The organism is Paenibacillus sp. J22TS3 (genome assembly GCF_018403205.1).
Taxonomy (GTDB): domain Bacteria; phylum Bacillota; class Bacilli; order Paenibacillales; family Paenibacillaceae; genus Fontibacillus; species Fontibacillus tuaregi.
In genome coordinates this window covers 414,610-436,797 of sequence record NZ_BOSF01000004.1, presented here as the reverse complement: position 1 = coordinate 436,797, position 22,188 = coordinate 414,610, and the positions used below count along the sequence as shown (strand labels likewise).

Annotated in this window: 15 protein-coding genes; 14 read left to right on the top strand and 1 reads right to left on the bottom strand. The window is 50.7% G+C overall.

What is annotated here, in order from left to right; translation table 11 throughout:
- The first annotated feature begins 7 nt into the window (after positions 1-7).
- The 11 genes from KJS63_RS15440 (at position 8) to KJS63_RS15390 (ending at position 18,220) form a co-directional block, all read left to right on the top strand.
- Positions 8-790 carry an SDR family NAD(P)-dependent oxidoreductase gene (locus KJS63_RS15440; protein ID WP_213619906.1) on the top strand — a complete coding sequence of 261 codons (783 nt, stop codon included), beginning with the start codon at positions 8-10 and terminating at the stop codon, positions 788-790.
- A 308-nt stretch (positions 791-1,098) separates the two neighbouring features.
- Positions 1,099-2,502: an aminomethyl-transferring glycine dehydrogenase subunit GcvPA gene (gene gcvPA / locus KJS63_RS15435; protein WP_244862620.1), complete on the top strand. Its 1,404-nt coding sequence runs from the start codon at positions 1,099-1,101 to the stop codon at positions 2,500-2,502.
- Positions 2,503-2,530: 28 nt separating this feature from the next.
- Entirely contained in the window at positions 2,531-4,090 is a 1,560-nt protein-coding gene (gcvPB, locus tag KJS63_RS15430; RefSeq protein ID WP_213619904.1) for an aminomethyl-transferring glycine dehydrogenase subunit GcvPB, read from the top strand.
- 328 nt (positions 4,091-4,418) lie between these two features.
- Entirely contained in the window at positions 4,419-5,669 is a 1,251-nt protein-coding gene (locus tag KJS63_RS15425; RefSeq protein WP_213619903.1) for an MFS transporter, read from the top strand.
- Between the two features lie 117 nt (positions 5,670-5,786).
- Complete coding sequence (locus KJS63_RS15420; protein ID WP_244862618.1) at positions 5,787-7,631, top strand: S-layer homology domain-containing protein; 1,845 nt, start codon at positions 5,787-5,789, stop codon at positions 7,629-7,631.
- Positions 7,632-7,933: 302 nt separating this feature from the next.
- Positions 7,934-8,200: a metal-sensitive transcriptional regulator gene (locus KJS63_RS15415; protein ID WP_068614914.1), complete on the top strand. Its 267-nt coding sequence runs from the start codon at positions 7,934-7,936 to the stop codon at positions 8,198-8,200.
- Positions 8,201-8,468: 268 nt separating this feature from the next.
- Positions 8,469-9,191, top strand: a complete 723-nt coding sequence (locus tag KJS63_RS15410) for an HAD family hydrolase (protein WP_244862617.1) — start codon at positions 8,469-8,471, stop codon at positions 9,189-9,191.
- 47 nt (positions 9,192-9,238) lie between these two features.
- Positions 9,239-11,005, top strand: coding sequence for an ABC transporter ATP-binding protein (locus KJS63_RS15405; protein ID WP_213619901.1), 1,767 nt, complete (start codon positions 9,239-9,241; stop codon positions 11,003-11,005).
- On the top strand, positions 10,986-12,818 hold the full coding sequence (locus KJS63_RS15400; RefSeq protein WP_213619900.1) for an ABC transporter ATP-binding protein: 1,833 nt from the start codon (positions 10,986-10,988) through the stop codon (positions 12,816-12,818). The genes KJS63_RS15405 and KJS63_RS15400 overlap by 20 nt, the downstream gene beginning before the upstream one ends.
- Before the next feature lie 93 nt (positions 12,819-12,911).
- Positions 12,912-13,538, top strand: coding sequence for a spore coat protein (locus KJS63_RS15395; protein WP_068614926.1), 627 nt, complete (start codon positions 12,912-12,914; stop codon positions 13,536-13,538).
- Between the two features lie 239 nt (positions 13,539-13,777).
- Positions 13,778-18,220: an S-layer homology domain-containing protein gene (locus tag KJS63_RS15390; protein ID WP_213619899.1), complete on the top strand. Its 4,443-nt coding sequence runs from the start codon at positions 13,778-13,780 to the stop codon at positions 18,218-18,220.
- A gap of 144 nt (positions 18,221-18,364) precedes the next feature.
- Here KJS63_RS15390 and KJS63_RS15385 read toward each other — a convergent pair whose 3' ends face one another.
- A complete protein-coding gene (locus tag KJS63_RS15385) occupies positions 18,365-19,504 on the bottom strand; it encodes a zinc-dependent alcohol dehydrogenase (protein WP_213619898.1) in 1,140 nt (379 codons plus the stop codon).
- A gap of 213 nt (positions 19,505-19,717) precedes the next feature.
- Here KJS63_RS15385 and KJS63_RS15380 point away from each other — a divergent pair, with 213 nt between their 5' ends.
- The 3 genes from KJS63_RS15380 to KJS63_RS15370 all read left to right on the top strand — a co-directional run bounded on the left by KJS63_RS15380 (position 19,718) and on the right by KJS63_RS15370 (position 21,976).
- A complete protein-coding gene (locus KJS63_RS15380; protein ID WP_280520818.1) occupies positions 19,718-20,713 on the top strand; it encodes a Gfo/Idh/MocA family protein in 996 nt (331 codons plus the stop codon).
- A gap of 108 nt (positions 20,714-20,821) precedes the next feature.
- Positions 20,822-21,265 carry a hypothetical protein gene (locus tag KJS63_RS15375; protein WP_213619897.1) on the top strand — a complete coding sequence of 148 codons (444 nt, stop codon included), beginning with the start codon at positions 20,822-20,824 and terminating at the stop codon, positions 21,263-21,265.
- Between the two features lie 114 nt (positions 21,266-21,379).
- Positions 21,380-21,976 (top strand): SLOG family protein, encoded by a 597-nt coding sequence (locus KJS63_RS15370; protein WP_213619896.1) that lies wholly within the window; start codon positions 21,380-21,382, stop codon positions 21,974-21,976.
- Positions 21,977-22,188 lie beyond the last annotated feature (212 nt).

Below are 22,188 nucleotides of genomic sequence, written 5' to 3'. Positions count from 1 at the left end.
GAGCGGCATGCTCCATACACAGGATGTGCTCAATTTAAGCGGCAAGGTGGCCGTGGTAACTGGAGGGGCTTCAGGAATCGGTCTTGCGACGACCGGGCTTCTAGCGGATTTCGGAGCCCATGTGGTTCTGCTGGATATTAACGAGAAGCAGGGGGAGCGGGCTGTTCAAGGGATCAAGGAGCGGGGAGGGCAAGCCAGCTTCCACCGCTGTGATGTCTCATCCTCAGAGAACTGCAAGTATGTGGCAGAGGAGATTGAACGGATTCATGGCCATGTGGACATTCTGTTCAACAATGCGGGAATCATTCGCCGGAAGACCGTGGTCGAGCTTGAAGAAGCCGACTGGGATCTGGTGATGGATGTCTCGCTTAAGGGAGTGTATCTGCTCTCCAAGTATCTGATTCCAGTGATGGAGCGGAGTGGCGGTGGCAGCATTATCAATACCGGCTCCGGCTGGGGCCTGAAGGGCGGAGACCGGGCCGCTTCCTACTGCGCCGCCAAGGCGGGAGTGGTCAATCTCACCAGAGCAATGGCCATTGACCATGGTCCCGCGAACATCCGCGTCAACTGCGTATCTCCCGGGGACACCGATACTCCGCTCCTGCGGGATGAAGCCAAGCAGCTTAAGCAGGACGAAGCGGCCTTCCTGGTCGCCTCGGCAGGAGGGCGTCCGCTGGAGCGGCTGGGGACACCACGGGACATTGCCAACGCGGTGCTGTTCCTGGCCAGTGATTTGTCTTCCTGGGTTACCGGCAGCGTGCTGGTGGTTGATGGAGGCGGGATCGCTTAGGGAGCGGGATATTCAATCCGAGTTAAAACTCCCGGTCGGCTGGACTGTATCAGTGAGAGGTCTGCCCGATCTGGGGGCAGACCTACACTAAATCTTTTGCCGGTCGCAGCTGCCTGAGAGGGGAGAGAACGTTAGTGTGCTCCGGGTTATTCTAATGGTTATTTGCCCATCGGTCCATCACATGAAACGACCATGTTCATTGCTTGTCTTAATCATTCCCAGCATGTCACAACAGAATCTTAACTGTTCTATATAAACTCAACGCGAATTAGCAAAAACCTAAATTTTCAAGGATGGAGGCGTTAACCTTGTCTGAACACAGAACTTATGCCCACCCCTATATCCCGAATACAGTTCCGGAAGTACGGGAGGCGATGCTGAAGGAAATCGGCCTTGATTCCATAGATCAATTGCATGATGCCATCCCGGACAGCTTGAAGCTGAAGCGGGACATGAAGCTCCCTCCAGCCATGAATGAATACGAGCTGCGCCGCTATATTGGAGACCTGCTGGCGAAGAACAAACATGGCGCCGATTATATCAATTTCCTGGGTGCAGGCTGCTGGCAGCATTTCGTTCCGGCGGTATGCGACGAGATCAATCAGCGCTCCGAGTTCGTCACGGCTTATGCGGGAGAGCCCTATGAGGATCATGGACGGTTCCAGGCTCTGTTCGAATATCAGAGTCTTATGGCCGAATTGGTAGATATGGACGTGGTTAACGTTCCGACCTTTGACTGGGCTCAGGCCGCTTCCACCGCCATTCGCATGGCCGGGCGTATTACCGGCCGCAAGGTTGCCCTGATTCCACGGTCCGTAGATCCGGACAAAGCCAAGATTATTACGAATTACTGTACGCCGGTTATGGAAATCCGGTATGTCGAGATTGAACCGGAGACGGGCCGGATGGATCTGAATGATCTGCGCAGCAAGCTGGATGAGACCACGGCGGCCGTTTATTTTGAGAATCCGGGATATCTCGGCATCATCGAAGATCAGGGCGCGGAAATCTCACAGCTTGCGCATGGTGTGAATGCGGTCTCCATTGTAGGTGTGGACCCGATCTCGCTGGGCGTCCTTGAGCCTCCAAGCCGTTATGGTGCTGATATCGTCTGCGGAGATCTCCAGCCGCTTGGTATGCATATGAACTACGGCGGGGGCCAGGCGGGCTTCATTGCGACCAGGGATGAAGAGACCTACGTTATGGAATATCCTTCACGCCTGTTCGGAATCGTGCCAACCGAGGTGGAGGGCGAATACGGCTTCGGGGATGTGGCTTACGAACGCACCTCTTTTGCCCTCCGGGAAAAAGGAAAGGAATCGGTCGGAACCCAGACTGCTCTGTGGGGAATTACGGCAGGAGTGTATCTATCGCTTATGGGGCCGTCGGGCATGAGGGAAGTTGGAGAGACGATTATGCGGAAATCCCAATATGCCGCCAGCAAGCTCTCTTCTATACCTGGTGTTTCGCTGCTGTTCAAGGATACCCCATTCTTCAAGGAGTTTATTGTTGATTTCAATGAGACCGGCATGACAGTTGCTGAGATTAATGAGCGTCTGCTGGAAGCAGGGATTTTCGGAGGCAAAGATTTATCATCATCCTATCCGGCCTGGGGACAATGTGCTTTGTACTGTGTAACTGAAGTTCACATGCAGGCTGATCTGGATCGTCTTATATCAGAAGTTAGCCGTATTGTAGGGAAGCAATCATAAAAACAGCTTACAAGGAGGAGGAAAACCAATGAAACGGATTCGAAGAGACCATAAGGTACGCCGCTTCCATCAGGCTAAATGGGATGAACCGGTCATATTTGAGCTTCACCGCCCGGGCGAGCGGGGAGTTATCCCACCGGGAGTTGAAGCTTCCATGGAAGGCGATGCCCTGAAGGGAACGTCAGCCATTCCGGCATCCATGCGGCGGAAGGAAGCCCCAGGCCTGCCGGAGATCGGCCAGGCCAAGGTTCTCCGCCATTACCTGAGACTGTCGCAGGAGACGCTGGGCTCGGATCTGAATGTAGAGATCGGCCAAGGCACCTGCACGATGAAATACATTCCCCGCATCAACGAGATGCTGATCCGCACCCCGAATCTGATGGAGCTTCATCCGCTTCAGGATCCATCATCAGTGCAGGGTATGCTCGAAATCTATTACAAGCTGGATCTTGCCATGCGGGAGATTTCGGGTATGGACGCCTTCTCGTTCCAGCCAAGCAGCGGTACCCAGGCCTTGCTGGCGATGGCTTCCATCGTCCGGGCGTATCACGATTCGCGTGGTGAGGGAGACCAGCGCGACGAGATTATTACAACGATTTTCTCGCATCCGTCCCAGGCGGCAACCGCTGCAGTCAAAGGATACAAGATTATCACGCTGCATCCGGATGAGGATGGCTTCCCAGACCTGGAGAAGCTGAAGAACGCGGTATCGGAGCGCACAGCAGGCTTTGTCGTAGCTAATCCCGAAGACACTGGGATCTATAATCCCCGCATCCGTGAATTCACGGATGTGGTTCATGCAGCCGGAGGAATCTGCTTCTACGATCAGGCTAACGCGAATGGATTGCTGGGCATTACCCGGGCCAAAGAAGCCGGATTTGACATGTGTTTCTTCAATCTGCATAAGACCTTTGCCGCACCTCATATGTGCGGAGGACCGGCAACCGGAGCCCTCGGGGTTACCGAGGAGCTCAAGCGCTTCCTGCCGGGTCCGCTCGTGGACACCGATGGCAGCCGTTATTTCCTGGCTGAGCAGAAGGATGGCAGTATCGGCAAGGTCCGCAGCTTTCATGGCGTAGCCCAGACCGTGCTCCGTTCATACGCATGGATCATGAGCCTCGGTGCTGAAGGGCTGAAGGATGTGGCCCAGATCGCAGTGCTGAACAACAATTACTTGTATCACAAAATCCTGCAAATCCGCGGGGCAAGTGCTCCTTATATCAAAGGCCTCAGACTGGAGCAGGTCCGGTACAGCTGGAAGCAGCTTACGGATGAGACCGGCGTAACCACAGAGGACATTACACGCCGCATGTGTGATTTTGGTCTTCATTATTGGACCTCCCACCATCCGTATATTGTTCCTCAGCCGTTCACGCTGGAGCCGACGGAATCGTATTCCAAAGAGGATCTGGACGAGTATATCGAGGCCTTAAAGCATATCTCGAACGAAGCCTACACGCAGCCTGAGATCGTCAAGACAGCGCCTCACAGCAGCACGGTTCACAAGAATGTGGAATCCTCCCTGGACGATCCTGCACAGTGGTGTATCACATGGCGGACTTATCTCAAAAAGACTCATCCGGTATAACTTAACCACCTGAGAGCTGGACAGACCAGAAAATGAACTTTAAAAATCAACCGTTCGCAGCTTCGATCCCGAGTGATTCTGAAGAAGCGGAGCGTCCGCCTTTGTCTCCGAAATGCCCCTACTTGGATATCTAGTTCAAGGAATTAGGAGACAACAGGGGTCGTAAGAATACTCGGCATCGCAGCGCCCCAAAAGGGTAACCTTCATAAGTTCATTTTATACAGATACAAACCAGCTAAGGGAACACAACAAAATTTACTGCTGAAGGGCTCCTCTTAGATGGGGCCCTTCGGGTTTTGCCAGAACACCAAGGAGAGGGGAAATGGGTATGTCAGGCTATATAAGGGACTTGCTGTGTCTGTCCGTCGGCGTACGGCGGTTTCTTATGACTGAAGCTTTGTACGGCATCGGGATTGGAATGTATTCGCTTGTGCTTAATTTGCATCTGTTGTCCAAAGGGATGAAGGAGGATGAGATCGGAGCTCTAACCTCCATAGGTATTCTGATTATGGGGGCGCTCGCGATTCCTATATCCTTGTCAGCGGGCCGGATTGGCCGCAAAAGGCTTCTGGTATCCGGCATTCTATTCATTGCGGCGGGCAGTGCAATTTATGCTACTGGCGAGCACACCGGCATATTTTATTTAGCCCAGACCCTGGTCTCAATCGGCCTTACACTTGTTGAGACCACCGAGGTGCAGCTTCTTTTCCATTACTGTGCTTCCCGAAAAGAGGAGGCGCGCGCCTTCTCCTTGATGTTCGCCGTATTCACGGCCTTTACCGGGGCGGGCACGCTTGCTGCCGGGTATCTTCCGAGCGGTGCCAGCCACGGAGGGGGCTACAGCCTGACGCTGCTGCTCGCTGCGCTGGTCTTCGTGACACACTGTCTGGCCCGGGGGCTGTGGCTTCCTGCCGAGAGCGGACAGGTGAGACCATCCACATCTTTCCGGGGCCGAGGCCTGGACCATGAGATGTGTAGCAGCAAACCTGCAGGATGGAGGGACAAGCTCCCCTCCGGCACCCTCTGGCTGTTCTCGGTATTTATGGCCCTGCTTGGCGGGGCAATTGCAATTACGGGTTCTTTTCTTAATGTGATTGTGAAATACAGGCTGAATTGGATGGATGACAGGGTATCGGTACTGCTTGCAGTGTCTGGCGTAGTATTGTTTGCTGCTTCATTAATGACACCTTATATTCTGGAGCGCTTTGGCCATCATAAAGCGATTATGTCGGTTCTTTTGATGAATACAGCTGTATTTACGATATTGTATTGGGCTATGCCAGTCTGGATGTTCACAGTACTGTTTCTTGTTCGCGGCGGCGGGATGACAATGCTGTCCAATCTGCTCGACAGCCAACTGATGTCAGCCTTCAGGGAGCAAGAGAGAAATTTGTATGCGGGGATGAGATCGGTATTCAGAAGTATTGGCTCCTCAGGAGCCGCACTGATGGCGGGATGGATTTTGACTGAAAGAGATTATCGTATGCCCTTTCTCTTAACCTCTGCAGCACTATTGATCTGCTCGCTATATTACATCTGGTTCATCCGTCCGGTCTTGGATCATCAGCTTGAGGAATGAAGGACCCTCTCCCTTTCTATAGGCTTCCGAATACTCTTTGCCGAAAAATAGTTCGTAGGTATATGGTATGATATTCCTATTAATTCAAATTGCGCAAGATGAGAGGGAGAGATTTCAGTGTTGAGGCGAGTGAGTATCATCTTTTTATTCGTGATCACCGGGCTTGCGGCTGGTGTAAAATCTGCAGAAGCTTACGATTTCAATGTCCAATCAAGTAATGCATCAAAGACAAAGGAAGCCATAGTAGAGCAATGGTTGAAATATAGGCCTATGGAATCAGGTGGTTACTATATGGATGCCAAAAAAATATACGTGCAAGCCCCAAATGTGGAAGCTCCTTATGCCGCTGGGAGTATTAAGAAGGAATACATAGAGGATGGTGTAAGTGCTGTAAACTTCGTTCGTTATTTGGCAGGGCTTCCGAATGACATCGAACCCGATTGGAGTCTGCAGGAACAAGAGCAGATCGGAGCAATGATTAATGCAGTCAATAACCGTATGAGCCATTCACCCTCTAAGCCTGAAGGCATGAGCGAGGGAATGTACAAGTTGGGTGTGAAAGGTACAGGCAGCAGTAATCTGTTTTGGGGAAGCCCAACCTTTTATAGAAATGTACTAGGTTACATGTCAGACAGCGATTCAAGTAATATTGACCGGGTGGGTCATCGAAGATGGATTTTAAATCCGCGAATGAAGAAAACGATGTTTGGGATGGTCTATAGCAAACCGGGTACGCCGCATTCAGCCATGTATGCATTTAATAAGGACCGTTCACAGAATGAAGTTCAATATGATTATGTGAGTTGGCCTTCCGCGGGATACTTCCCCAAAGAAGTATTCGCGTCCCGGGATGCTTGGTCGGTGTCGCTGAACGATGAGAAATACGATAATGAAAGAACAGACCAGATCGCTGTGGAGTTGACAAGAACCAGGGATGGGAAGCAGTGGACCTTCGATAAGAAGGATACGAATAAGGATGGAAAGTACTTCAATGTTCAGACCAGCAATTATGGAATTCCGTTTGCGGTGATATTCAGGCCGGATGGGATCTATGGTTTCAATAATGATGAGAAATTTGATGTGCGTATTACAGGTCTTTACAAGGTGAATGGGGAGAGTGCTGAGATTCATTTCTCCACGACCTTCTTCACGCTGGAATCCACGCTAGCTCCGAGAAACAGTATCAAGATGTTCGTTGGGGACAAGCTTAAGCTGCGGCTAACCAACGGAGCCCAGTCCATCAAAAATATTTGCACCAGTAGTGATGCAAGCAAAGTACGCATTGATGAATCGGGAAATGTTCAGGCTTTGGCTGAGGGAACGGCTACGATTTCAATAAATAGTTATTTTGAAGATGCGGGCAGCTTAACCATTCATGTTGTGAAGCCGGATTCTTCTGAGAAAGTGAGTAAATGGGCATACCCTGATTATATGAAGGCAAAAAGCAACGGCCTTGTGGTTGAATGGCATGATCATGATTATCAAGGATTCGTGACGAGGGCGGATTTTACAACTATGGCTGTTTTGGCACTGGAAACGATAACAGAACGGACTCTTGTTAATTTTGACGATGCGGATACAAAGTCTCCTTTTAAAGACTACGAGGATAGCACTGTTGCCTGGGCCAGTCATCATGATATCATTAAAGGCACCAGTGAGAATTTATTCTCCCCTTACCAGACATTGACCCGCGAAGAGGCCGCCGTACTGCTCATGAACATGTATAACAAGGCAGTAGAGATTAATGGGAGTGAGAGTGAGGGAGCTGTAGCAAGTAAAGCTCAAGAAGCTTTTTCAGATGACAGCCAAATCTCTGCCTGGGCCAAAAATAAAGTATATCAAGCTGTAAACTTGTCCTTGCTTAATGGGACTGGCAAGAATCGGTTTGAACCTCAAGGCAAATTAACCTATGAGCAGACTTATATTATGCTTGAGAAGTTATATGAGAGGATTAACGAATAAAACTCAATCAAATTCAGCCTGTCTGGTGTTCAATATTTGGACAAAGACAGGCTGAATTTTATATATGGCAGGTTGGTTGGGATTCCGCTTACGTCATAAGCATAAGGCGTTAAATTTTCAAATATACCTATGGGGGTATAAGTGATTGTGGTTGTTGTGTTGGTAGTGGGGCTTCTTCTATGTCATAGAAGCTGTCTTGTCCCAGCCTCCAGTAAGGAGTCCGGCGTGAGCAGAACATGCGGATTGTCCCTATTTTGGTTATAATACCTGTATAGGTATATGGTTGAAAGGAGTGCTCGGATATGGGGTATGTCTATCATGATGATATCAAAAAACGCCTGCGCCGGATTGAAGGCCAGGTACGCGGAGTTTTGAGGCTGATGGATGAGGAGAAATCCTGCAAGGAAGTGATCAGCCAACTGTCGGCGATCCGCAATGCGGCAGACAGGGCGATTGCGCAGATTGTGGCCGAGAACCTGCAGCAGTGCATTCTGGAGGAGCAGGAAGCCGGACGTGATTCCAATAAAATGGTGCAGGAAGCGATCGAGCTCCTTGTTAAGAGCAGGTAACATCTTTAAGCAGCAGAAGTCTAGTATAAGCAGCATTCAAGCCCTCAGAACCTCCATGTTTCCCCCTTTTTTCAGTGATGAAAGAGGTGCGGCATTCATGGGGGATTTTATATTTTGTGCTTAACCCCTGGAAGGATTTCGGTAACTCCTGAATTGGCCCGGTTAATAAGAAGTATTGATGTTCTGGCAAGCTGTTGATTCCTTTGATAAACGCAGGAGGAAGGTTTAGAATCTTAGTTATATCATTATTTATATGAATCTGAGGTGTATGATGAGACAGAAGGCTGTATTTTTTGACGTGGACGATACGATGTATGATCATTTGTCTCCCTTAAGAGGCGCCCTGACGGGTGTGCTTGGACTGCCGGAGACGTTTGCATTTGATAGAGCCTATTACTTATTTCGTTACTATAGCGATCTTCTCTCGGAGGAGGAGGGACTGTCCGCCGTGCCGGAGAAGGCCAAGCTGGAGCGGATGCGCCAAAGACGCTTCATGCTGAGTCTTGCGGAGATGGGCGTAGAGGTGACGGAGGAGCAGGCTGAAGCGCTTCAGGCCTCTTATCTTCGGGGGCAATTTGAAATTAAGCCCTTTGAAGGGGCGACAGAGCTGATCCGTGAGCTGGATGAGGCAGGGGTTGTGACTGGACTAATTACTAACGGCCCGCCGGAGCATCAGATGAACAAGATTGCGGTTCTAGGTCTGGACAAGCTGATCCCTTCAGAGCGTATCTTTGTGTCGGGCGCGGTTGGTTATGCCAAGCCGGACAAGCGCTTGTTCAAGTATGTGAATGAACGGACCGGGACCATGGGCGGAAGCTGTTATTATGTTGGGGATTCCTGGCGCAATGATGTGGTTGGAAGTCTGGACGCGGGATGGACATCCATTTGGTTCAATCACAGGGGCGCGAAGCCTGAATCGGATCATAAACCGCATCATATTGCGGAAAGTTATGAGGAGATCCGTTGCCTGTATATGGGCCTTCCCGGATAATCCGGCGAGACTGCCGCGGGGGAGTTTGAATATAAGGGGGACGATGCATGGGCATGATACTTTCTTTTCTGAAAAAATACCGGGCCACCTCGATCGCCGCACTGTGTATGATGCTCATCGAACTGTCTGTGGAGCTGATGCAGCCTTATCTGATCTCCAAGATTATTGACAATGGCATCCGGGTTAAAGACATGGCTGTAGTGTGGCAGTGGGGAGGGGTGCTGCTTGCAAGCTCCGCTTTGGCTTTTATCGCTGGAATCTCCAGCTCCTTCTTCGCCTCCCATGCCAGCCAGGGCTTCGCCTTCGATCTACGGGACACGCTGTACCGGAAGGTACAATCATTCACCTATTCGGTCTTCAGCAGATTTGAATCTTCCTCTCTGATTACCCGGCTAACCGGGGACGTCACCCAGCTTCAGGATATGGTCTTTATGAGTCTGCGGTTCGCCACAAGGGTCCCGCTCGTTGTATTCGGAAGCATCTTGATGGCGCTTATTGTGGACGTGAAGCTGGGATTGCTTCTTTTGGTCACGGTGCCGCTGCTTCTCTTCATCGTGGTGTGGATTATGAGAAGAGCCGCTTCTAACTTTACTGCGGTTCAGCGGCGCCTGGATGCGGTGAATGGTGTGATTCAAGAGAATCTGACTGGAATCCGTCTGATCCGGGTGTTCGTCCGTATGGGACATGAGATTGAACGGTTTGCTCATTTCAGTATGGACCTGATGAAAAGGACAGTTAGGGCGCTCCGGCTGATGGAGACGACAGCCCCCTTCATTCTGCTGCTGATTAACTGTGCGATCATTGCGGTCCTCTGGTTCGGACGGATCGATATCAGGTCTGGCCATGCTACCGTTGGACAAGTGGTCGCGGTGGCGAACTATTCACTAAGAATAATAGGGGCACTTTCGGCACTTTCCTGGATTCTCATGAATTATTCGAGGGCGATCGCATCCTCTAAGCGTATACAGGAAGTAATGGATACAGAGGGCGAGGCTGAATTTCAGAACTATGGGAGTAATGAAGCTGAAGCTGAACGTGCCCAGGAGGGTCAGCGGCCGCTTTTGGGACAGGTGGAATTTAGCCGGGTCGGATTCCGCTATCCCGGCAGCGATATCACTGTTCTGGAGAACATCAGCTTCCGGGTGAATGCGGGGGAACGGGTGGCTATTCTAGGGGCCACCGGTTCGGGCAAGTCCTCGCTTGTTCAACTGATACCTCATCTGCACGAACCAACAGAAGGGGAGATCCGGGTGGACGGAATCGATATCCGGGAGATTCCGGACCCCCTGCTGCGGGCCTCTATCGGTTACGTGCCTCAGGAGGTTCTCCTGTTCAGCGGCTCGGTCAGAGATAATATCGCCTGGGGCCGGGAGGATGCAACGGACGCCGAGATCGAGTCTGCAGCCAGACAGGCTCAGATCTACGAGACGATTGTCCGCCTGCCCGGCGGATTCGGCACGATGCTGGGCCAGCGCGGCGTGAACCTGTCCGGCGGCCAGAAGCAGCGGCTGTCGATAGCCAGAGCACTGGTGAGGAAGCCGTCGATCCTGATTCTGGATGACAGCACCAGTGCGCTTGATCTGGCAACGGAAGCGGCTCTGCTGGACGCGCTCAAGGATCTGAGCTGCACGACCTTCCTGATTACGCAGAAGATCAGCTCCACCCTGACAGCGGACTTGATTCTGCTTCTGGATGAGGGCAAGCTTACCGCCTGCGGCAAGCACGAGGAACTGCTTGCCACCTCTTCCTTGTACCGCCAGATTTATGATTCCCAATACGGGGAGGGATCTCATCATGTTCAAAGCATTGGCTGAGCCGTTCCGCCAGCCGTTTCCAGAGATCGAGCTTCAGAATGGGGCTGGTGGTGGCCGGAAACCGAAGGCCAAAGCCAAGAATGCAGCCGGGACGATAAGGCGGATCTGGGGGTATCTGGCCCGCCGGAAGGCGAAGCTGATCCTGGTTCTGCTGATGGTTGTGGCCAGCTCAGGGCTAAGCCTGCTTGGTCCTTATATGATCGGTATGGCCGTGGACCATTATTTGACGGGCACCAGCGGACATTGGGGACTGTTTCTGACCGGGCTGGGGCTTGTATATGTGATGTACGCCCTTACTTCCTGGCTGCAGAACATCTGGATGATTGAAATTTCACAGGAGACCATCTACCGGATGCGGACCGGACTGTTCGCCCACCTGCATAAGCTGCCCATTTCGTTCTACGGCAAGAGACAGCAGGGCGAAGTGATGAGCCGGGTCACCAATGATATTGAGAATGTAAGCTCAACCTTGAACAGCTCAGCAATCGAGATTTTCTCCAGTGTGCTGACCTTGGTGGGTACGCTTGTGGTCATGCTCTATCTGAGTCCCGTTCTGACCCTGCTGACCTTTCTGGTCGTGCCGCTGATGATTGCAGGCATGCGCTGGATTACACGCCGTACGGGACCCTTGTACAAGCAGCGCCAGAATAACCTGGGCGAGTTGAATGGATATATCGAAGAGACTTTATCCGGGCAGCGGATTATCAAGGCCTTCTCCCAAGAGCCGAGGGTGATTCGGGGGTTTGAAGAGCGGAACGAGGCTATTCGCCGCTCAGGCTTCTGGGCTCAGACGATTTCGGGCTTTATCCCGAAGCTGATGAACAGTCTGAACAATCTGAGTTTTGCGGTTGTGGCGGGCATTGGGGGGATTCTGGCCGTCCGGGGTGCAGTTACGGTGGGCATCATCATCGTGTTTGTAGAATATGCGCGGCAGTTCACCCGGCCGCTGAACGACCTGGCCAACCAATGGAATACGATGCTGTCGGCTATTGCTGGGGCAGAGCGGGTATTCGAGGTGCTGGATGAGGATGTGGAGGCCAAGGACGAGGGGGCGGCGGTGAAGCTTGACCATGTTGATGGGAACGTGCAGTTCTCGCGTGTTTCTTTTGGCTATGAAGAGAATGGGGATACCCTGTCAGATATCAGCTTTGAGGCTAAGCCCGGAGAGATGGTTGCGTTGGTGGGGCCGACGGGAGCCGGGAAGACTACCCTGATTCAGCTCTTGTCCCGGTTCTATGATCCTTCCTCTGGAACGATTACAATAGACGGACGGGATATCACCACGATCCAGCGGGAAAGCCTGCGGTCTCATATGGCGTTTGTGCTGCAGGATTCGTTCCTGTTCCAGGGGACGATTCGTGAGAATATCCGGTTCGGCCGTCTGGATGCGACGGATGAGGAAGTGGAGGAGGCCTCCAGGCTTGCCAACGCACATGCCTTTATCATGCGGATGGACGGTGGTTATGACAAGATCCTGCAGACAGGTGGTGGCGGGATTAGTCAGGGCCAGAAGCAGCTGCTGGCCATTGCGAGGGCAATTCTGGCCGATCCGGCTATTCTGGTTCTGGATGAAGCCACGAGCAGCATTGATACCATTACGGAAATCAAAATCCAGGAGGGGCTTCAGCGTCTGATGCATGGACGAACCAGCTTTGTGATTGCACACAGGCTAAATACGATCCGTCAGGCGGATAAGATCCTTGTGCTTAGAGAAGGCAGGTTGATTGAGGATGGGCCGCATGATGAACTGATGGCCAGACAGGGTTTTTACAGCCGCCTGTATCAAGGCCGTCTGGAGCAAGAGGACAGCTGAGAAAGTCGGCTTTTTCCCTGAATAAATAGTTTCTTCCCAATTCATACTATGACAGTCAAACCATCACATTACATGAATAAGGGGAGCAGACTGATGCAGCAGCAAACAGGATCTCAACAGAACCAGGCCATTCCTGGCTTCAACCATGGCGGACACGAAATCTTCGAAGCTCAGGAGATTATTCAATGTACCATCAACATTCTGGATAACTATACGATTTACAAACAATTTGTCAAAGATCCGGATCTGATGGATATTCTGAATCGTCAAGCCGGCTATATTGAAACGCAGTATAACCTGACTGTGGAATGCTTCAAATCTGGACAAAAACCGAGCCAGGTTACAGAACCTTACCTGATTCCAGACATGAAGGAGCAGGTTTACGGCTTGAAGCCTGGCCAGCCGAAAAAGCCAGCGGCCTCGCAGGCCGAAATTGACGATGCGGCAATCAGCACGCTGATGCTGAACCAAATTAAACCGCACGCCTCCGGCCTAGCCAGATCGGCTACAGAGGTTACTAACCCTGTACTCCGCCGTGTGCTGGCCTCACAATCCCAGAACTTCGTTGAGATGGCTTACGAGCTGTATCAGTATCAGAACGTTCGGGGTTACTACCAAGTACCACAGCTGTCCGGTCAGGATCTTCACACCCTGCTGAACGGATTTGCTCCATCTTCAGGCATTAACCAAGGTTCCGCTGGCATGGGGCGGACACATTAAGAGAAGATCAAGCGGCGCCACAGGAATTTCCTGTTGGCGCCATTTTTGATATAAGGATGGTTTTCTTTTACTTGATTATATTTGTTTGGATTGTTCTGGAAGACTTACATTGCTCTTACATAAATGAGACACCTAATTAATACAGTTTGACTACAATCGCTTAGAAGAGAGCCTCGCCATATCCATTTTGCCTGATTGGAGAAGCAGCGAAGCTTAAGTCATTAAGAAGGAGTGTAGTCATGAAGCGATGGGGAAGGGTTTATTTCAAAGTTTTTCTGGCATTTGTTGTACTGTTAGGCGGATTAGGGACAGCCATCCCGGCCGTATCGGTTGGGGCTGAAGAAGGGGGCACAGCAGCTGGTACAGCTGGCCCGGATGTGCTGCTCGCAAAAAACTCAGAGTGGAGATTCTATGATGCGGGAACCGATCTCGGCCCACAATGGTGGGGATTGGACAAAACCCTGTGGGCGTCAGGTGCTGCCCCGCTGGGATACAAGGATAGTGATAAGGTTGTATCCACCCCAGCTTTCGGGCCGATACAGACCAAGGTTTCTTATGGAGAAGATAAGATGAACAAGCCCGTGACCACCTATTTCTCCAAAACCGTACATATTAATCAGGCCGATCCATATCTCAAATTTGTTGGTCAATTTGGGGTGGACGATGGGATCGTCTTGTATGTGAATGGGACCGAGGTTTACCGGGCAGGTATGCCGACCGGAACCGTTACTTACGACACCTATGCCAGCTCCGGTGAATCAGATCCGGTCATTTACAGCAATATTGATCTCACAAGCTCACTTAAGCCGGTTTTGAAAAACGGCGATAACGAATTTACGGCTGAAATTCATCAGCAAAGCAAATCCAGCTCGGATATTTATTTTGATATGGAGCTGGCGGGTTACAAGGAACTGCCAGGAGACCCTAGTGGAGGGACCGATCCGGGAACCAATCCAGGCGGGCCTGTCGTAGATGCTGCCCCACGTGCTGTATCGGTAGTATTCAATGGGAACCCGAAAACTGGTTTTGGCGCGGCCTGGTATACACCTAAAGAAATTACCGGAACCAAAATTCAGGTCGTTGAGGCTCAGAAGCTGAGCGGTGGATCAGAGTTTCCAGCAGAGCCGGATCTTATATTTGAAGGCTCAAGTGAGACTGTGGATGTGTATATGTCGAAGGCCGACAAAAGTGCAGGGAAACTCACAACATATAACAGCCATAAGGCTCTTGTGACGGGTCTTAAGCCGGGAACGGAATATGCCTACAGGGTTGGTGACGGCCAAGAAGGCCACTGGAGCGAGGTGGGCAGGTACACTACCGAGAAGCTGGATAATCAGGATTTTACATTCCTGTTCACCACAGATTCGCAGGGAACAACTGAAAATAACTTTGTGACCTGGGGGCACACACTGCAGGAAGGAATCAGCAAATACCCGAACTCATCCTTCATTATTAACAGTGGGGATCTCGTGGACAACGGGGATATTGAGGAGCAGTGGCTGTGGTTCTTTGAGAAAGCCAAAGCCGAGCTTCAGTCCCATCCACTGGTTCCATTGGTTGGCAACCATGAGAGCAAAAATTATAACAACTATGCATATCATTTCAATCTGCCAAACACCTCGGGAACCGGAGCGAAGCCAGATGGCTCGGTCTACGCATATGATTACGGTCCGGCACATTTTATGATTCTGAACACGGAGTACTCCGAAGCCAAGGGGACCGACGTGGTATATCAGGAGCAGGTGCGCTGGCTGAAGAATGAGGTTGCCAAGACGGATAAGAAGTGGAAAATTGTCCTGCTGCATAAATCACCGTATTCGGTGGCTAACCATTATAAGGACTCGGATGTATTATTCTTCCGCGACAAGCTGACCGCTGTGTTCGATGAACTGGGCATTGATATGGTGTTTGGCGGCCACGATCATACGTATACCCGCAGCTATCAGATGCTTGGTCATGAAGCGCAGAAGGATGTTCAGGCTGGCCAGGATGGCAGTGTGCTTAACCCTAAAGGAACTTTGTATCTAATTACCAATGCGGCCGGGGACAAGAGATACAATGTTAAGGATGATCAGGCTTCTTATGCTGCAAAGTTCGGCCAGCCGGGCAAAGAGATGTTTACAGGCGTTAATATTACAAAGGATCGTCTATCCTTCGAGGTTTATACAACGCAGCAGGGCGGAGCAACCGAGCTTTTTGACAATTACGGGATCACCCGGACAGATGAGGCACCAGCACCTGTTGAGAATGCCAAGTGGTCCAGAACATCGGAAGGCAAGATCAAACTGAGCTGGACGGCACCTTCCAAGGGAGCTCCAGTGAACGGATACCGGATTTATGAGAAGAACAATGCGCTCAAGGTGAATAATTGGACCGCTGTCGTAGCTCATACAGAAGGTACGAAGGAATACAGCACTGTTATTGATGAGACCGAAGCAGGCAAATCCTATCAGTTCGTAATTAAAGCTGTGAGCGGCCGGAACAATTCACCGGAGACGGTGGTAACCACGAATGAAGGCAATGGAGGCGATCCGGGAGCCGGGGCTTCTGTAAGCAAAGTTACCGTAACCTTCTATGGGGATGCGACCACTTCCAAAGGCTTCACTTGGTTTACGCCGCTTTCAGCACCGGGCAACGATGTTCAAGTGGTGGAGAAGAAAGGCGGGGAGGCCGACTTCACAGGCGCCCGTGAGTTTACAGGCATGAACGCGCAATCCACGAACTCGCCGAAGGAGCTTGTGCATAAGGCTGAAGCTACGGGCCTTAAACCGGATACGGTGTATTTCTTCCGGGTTGGGGATAAGGCCCAGGGCGTATGGAGCAAGACAGGCACGTTCCGTACAGCGCCTAAGAGTGGAGCGTTTACTTTTATCGATCTGACCGATACCCAGGCCAAGAATGAAGAGGAGGCTATTCTGTCCTCGGAGACCATTGCCAAAGCGTTCCGAGCGGTTCCAAACGCCGGATTTATGATGATCAATGGGGATATTGTGGATACCGGCAAAGACGAGAAGCAGTGGGACTGGTTATTCGGACATTCCGAAGGAAGTCTGCTGAACACCACGATTGTGCCTTCAGCGGGCAATCATGAGGATGATGCGAACAGCTTCATTGAGCATTTTAATCTCAATTCACCCGATAAATCGGATACGAGTACAGGAGCTTATTATTCTTATAACTACGGAAATACCCATTTTGCGATTCTGAACAGCAATGAGGATTCAGCCAATTATTCAAACTTCTCGGATGCTCAAGTGGAATGGCTGAAGAAGGATGTGAGGGAGGCCCGGGCGGCTGGGGCCAAGTGGATTATTGTCAATTTCCATAAGGGACCTTACACTACATCCAATCATGCAACCGACACCGATATTATGGGACCGACTGGTGTACGCACCAAGATCGCCCCAATTATGGCGGAGCTTGAAATTGACCTTGTATTCCAAGGGCATGATCACATCTATGCCCGCACCAAGCCGATCAAGAAAGACGGCACGGCTTCGGAGGCAAGCAAGATCACGGAAATCATCAATGGCAAAAAGATTGAGTATACGGTCAACCCGGGAAGCCCTATCTATTTGATCCCGGCTACAGCCGGACCGAAAGTGTACTACAAGAACACCAGTCCGAAGCTTGGAGACGCCTACTATCGTCTGTTCGAGGTTGCGGACGAGAACCATGCGGCCAAGTATGGGCCGGACCCGTCCGATAATAAGCGGCCTAAACGCAGTCAGGTTCAGAATTTCGTCGGCATCACGATTGACGGTGACAAGCTGACGGCTATCTCCTATGAGATCGATCAGAATCTGAACAACAAGGAGCCGTTCATTATCGATCAGTTCGGGATCGTGAAGAAGAGCAGTCCGGGCGGCAATCCGGGTGGCGGGAACAACGGTGGTGGTAATGGAGGAAATAACAACGGCGGGAATAATGGAGGAAACGGCGGCAATAACAACGGCGGGAATAACGGGGGAATCGGCAGTGGAAATAACGGTTTGGGAGGTTCAACCGGCCAGGGTAACACGGGTACAGGTTCAGATGGAAAAGGAACCGGAAGCACTCCGAACGGCACAACAGCACCAGGAGCCGGTAATGGTAATGCTAATGGTGGTACTGGAAATATAGGAACTAATCCAGATAAGGGACAGCAGGTTTCCCAATTGAATGATATTAAAGGACACTGGGCGGAATCTGCTATCAATCAAGCGCTGGCCAAAGGTCTGGTTACCGGCTATGGGGACGGTAAGTTCCAGCCTGACAAAGCGGTGAACCGTCTGGAATTCATGATTATGCTGGATCGTGTTCTTGGGAATGAAGCTGCAGGTTCAGGGCAGAAGCTGAATTTTAAGGATGCTGACAAAATACCAGCCTGGGGTCGCGAAGCTGCCCAGAGATTGGTGCAATCCGGTCTAATCAGCGGATACAGCGATAATACGGTCCGTCCAACCCAGGAACTCACCCGGGCTGAAATGGCGGTCCTCATCGCCAAGGCTGCTAAGCTTGAGACGAATCCTAAAGCCAAGCTTACATTCGCCGACGCGGCAGCCGTTCCGGCATGGGCCGTTCCGTATGTGGCCGCGGCTGTTGACGCAGGCCTGCTGAGCGGAGTCGGAGGCAACCGGTTTGCTCCGGGGGCGAAGGCAACACGGGCAGAAGCAGCTGTGATGCTGCTGAAGCTTTATTAAACTGAATAAAGCAAGATAAGACAAAAAGAGGGATTTCGCGGGGCGAAATCCCTCTTTTTTATAGAGATAGTACATTTAGTCAGAGAAGATGATCCTTATATTGTCACAGCAATGATATCTGAGATGATCTGGATTAGAAGATATTTAAGGCTTCAATATGACTTTGATACACTCATCCTCATGCTCGTAGAACGTCTTGTAGGCATCGCTAGCCTGATCCAGCGGTACTCTGTGAGTAATGATTTCCGTTGGGTCGAACTCTTGGGCAGTAATCATGCTGAATAACTTCGGCATGTAATGAATGACCGGAGCCTGTCCCATTTTAAGTGTGATGTTGCGCTCGAAAATATCTCCAAGCGGGAACATGTTATACATGGAGCCGTATACTCCTGTAATCTGCATCGTACCGAATTTGCGTACCGCGTGGATTCCAATATCAAGCGCGCTGAGCGTACCGCCTTGAAGCTTCAGCTTCTGGCCGATGGCCTCCATCACGTTCTTTTTCCCATCCATTCCGACACAGTCGATGACAATATCGCTGCCGCCCTTGGTAATCTCACGGATATATTGACCCATATCATCGAAGTCATCAAAGTTGTAAACTTCCGAATTGTTCATCTGCTTGGCCTTGTTCAACCGGTAAGGGAGGTTGTCGATCGCAATCACCCGCTTGGCGCCTTTCATCCAGGCGAACTTCTGCACCATCAGCCCGATCGGTCCGCAGCCGAGCACGGTCACCGTGTCGCCCGGCTTCACTCCTGCATTCTCTACGCTCCAGTACGCGGTGGGCAGCACATCAGACATGAACAGCAGCGCTTCGTCAGGAAGCTCACACGACTCCGGAATCACGAAAGGCATAAAGTTCCCATAAGGAACATGAAGCAGCTCCGCTTGACCTCCCGGATAGTTCCCGTAGCGTTCGGTAAAGCCGAAGTAGCCCCCGGTATCCATCTCTTCATTACGGTTGGAATGGTCACACTGGCTTTCCATGTCATGCTGACAGTAGAAGCATTGGCCGCACGAGATGTTGAACGGCAGGACAACACGATCGCCCTTCTTGACCCGGGTTACCTCGGGGCCGACTTCCTCTACGATGCCCATCGGCTCATGACCGATCACGTAATCTTTGGCTGCGGGAAGAGCCCCTTGATAGATGTGGAGATCGGATCCGCAGATGGCGGTGGATGTGATCCGGACGATAATATCGTCTTTCTTTTGCAGCTTCGGATCCTCGACCTGCTTAACTTCAATGTCCTTGGCGCCCTGATAGGTGACTGCTTTCATATAGAATGATGCCTCCTGTCGTAGGAATGGAATGAACTATAGACTGTGCAATCTAATCTGATAGCTAATAGTTGAAATATACCCTAAGTCCGGAATTTTAAACGAGAGCTATAGACCAGCTGTAAAATCATAAACCTTACCTGCCGAGGTAGACATCTACTATATAGAATGAGAGAATAATTGTATTGAAATTTTTGAGGGAAGGAATGAGTCATGTTGGTGCGATTCGGTATTATCGGAACGAACTGGATAACAGAACGCTTTGTGCAGGCTGCTTCGGAGAATGATCAATTTGTTCTGGCAGCAGTATACTCACGGACGGAAGAGAAGGGAAAGCAGTTTGCTGGTAACTTTAACAATCCGAGGGTGTTTACCGACTTAACCGAGATGGTTGCGGGTGATGAGGTGGACGCGGTATATATTGCGAGTCCGAATTCGTTTCATGCGGAGCAGGCTGTACTGTGTATGAATCATGGCAAGCACGTGCTCTGTGAGAAGCCGCTCGCTTCAAACACCGCCGAGGTGAAGAGGATGATCGAAGCTGCTGTTAAGAATGACGTTGTTCTTATGGAAGCTCTTAAATCTACCCAGATGCCCAACTTCAAAGTTATTAAAGACAATTTATATAAACTGGATCGGGTTCGCCGGTATACATCCAGTTACTGTCAATACTCGTCCCGGTATGATGCATTTAAACAAGGGACTATTTTGAATGCTTTTAATCCAATTTTCTCTAATGGCTCACTAATGGATCTGGGCATCTACTGTCTGTATCCGATGGTTGCTCTGTTCGGGAAACCGCAATCCATACAGTCTGTGGGAGTTATGCTCTCTTCGGGCGTGGATGGGGAGGGCAGCATCATCATGAAATATGATGAGATGGATGCGGTCGTCACCCATTCCAAGATCTGTGACTCCTACCTGCCAACTGAAATTCAGGGGGAGAATGGAACGATGGTTATCGATAAGATTAACCAGCCATACTCTGTAAAAATTCATTACCGTGACGGAACAATTGAGGATTTGTCGAAGCCCCAAATGCACGAATCGATGTATTATGAAGCCCGGGAGTTCATTGATTTAATCATCAGTGGGGAACGTCAGAGCTCTATAAATTCTCATGCCACGTCTCTTATGGTTGCCGAGATTATGGAGGAAGTCCGGCGTCAGATCGGGCTGGAGTATGAAGCAGACCGGCGTTCGAATTAGGAAATCAAGGATATATTTAGTAAGAAACTTGTTGAATAAAGGGAAATTTTGTGACATTATGTAAAATGGTACATATCATTTCTTTTTTATTCAAGGAGGAAGCAAGTCGTGGAAAGAGGGCAAAATTTAGTTTTATCTATTCTGGGGGCACTGGTGGCGGCAGTTCTGGGGGCTGTTTTATGGACTGTTGTCGGAGTATCCACAGAGCGGGAAGTGGGTTATGTCGCTTTGGGAGTAGGGGCATTAACCGGCTTTGCTGTTCAGCTGCTTGCACGTAAGCGTACGAGTCGGGTTCATCAGATTATTGCGGTAATCGCAAGTATCATTGGTGTTCTGCTTGGAAAATATCTGTTGTTCGCATACATCGGCAATGATGGAATGGATGGGATGTTCGACAGCTATACCATCAACATGTTTCAGAAAATGAGCGGGGATATCTTTGACGCTATGGATATCCTGTTCCTGGCCTTGGCTGTTATCCCGGCTTGGAAGATCGCCGCTCCAAAAGCGGCTCAGGCTGTACAAGCTGGGTCGCAGACCCCTGTGGAATAATGAAATCGAGACCGTCACCGTGGTTCGTCACGGGGCGGTCTCTTTTTTTAAGAGGAGCATGGTATAATAACCGGGTAAATGTGAGTAGAAGAGGAAACAAAGGGTGTGAGGCCAATGGCCGTCAAAAATTTGCTTGTCACCGGTTACCGGGCGCATGAGCTTGGCATTTATAATCAGAAGCACGAGGGCATTAAATATATACGCAAAGCTATTACCGGCAAGCTGCTGCCTCTGATTGAAGAGGGGCTGGAATGGGTCATTACACCCGGCCAGTACGGGGTGGATCTGTGGGCTTGCGAAGCGGTGATCGATCTGAAGAAGCAGCATCCTGGCTTGAAATGTTCGATCCTTTCCGCATATAAGAACCCGGAAGAGAACTGGAAGGAAGACAAGAAAGAATACTTCAGCCAGATTCTTAGAGGTGTGGACTATTACGGTTCGGTCAGCAATCAGCCATACAGCGGGGTGTGGCAGCTCACGGCCAGAGATGATCTGCTGCTCCGCAAGACAGACGGTATTCTGATGTTCTATGACGAGGATGCCGGTGAGGCCAGCCCGAAGTTTATGAAGAAACGTGCGCTGAAGAAGCATGAGGAGGAAGGGTATATATACCTCAGCCTCACGTCGGAGGATATTCAGAGCATTGCAGATGAAGAAGCGATGAACGAGTATCCGGGAGATGCCGCGCAGGATCTGCCAGAAGAGTGGTAACAATCGGTGAAAAAGTTGCTCTGGGCTCGGGCTCAGTGGAATTTGCACATACGGATCTTCAGGAGTGCATCCCAAACCAACCGGGATGGGATCCGGCATTCGTTCATGGAGCCTTTTGAACATTAACCGAGCTCCTAAAAATCAGGGGCCGTCCCGAAGGACGGCCCCATGTGGGTGTGTCGTGTATTGTTGCAGGTGGCTGCCGCCCAGGC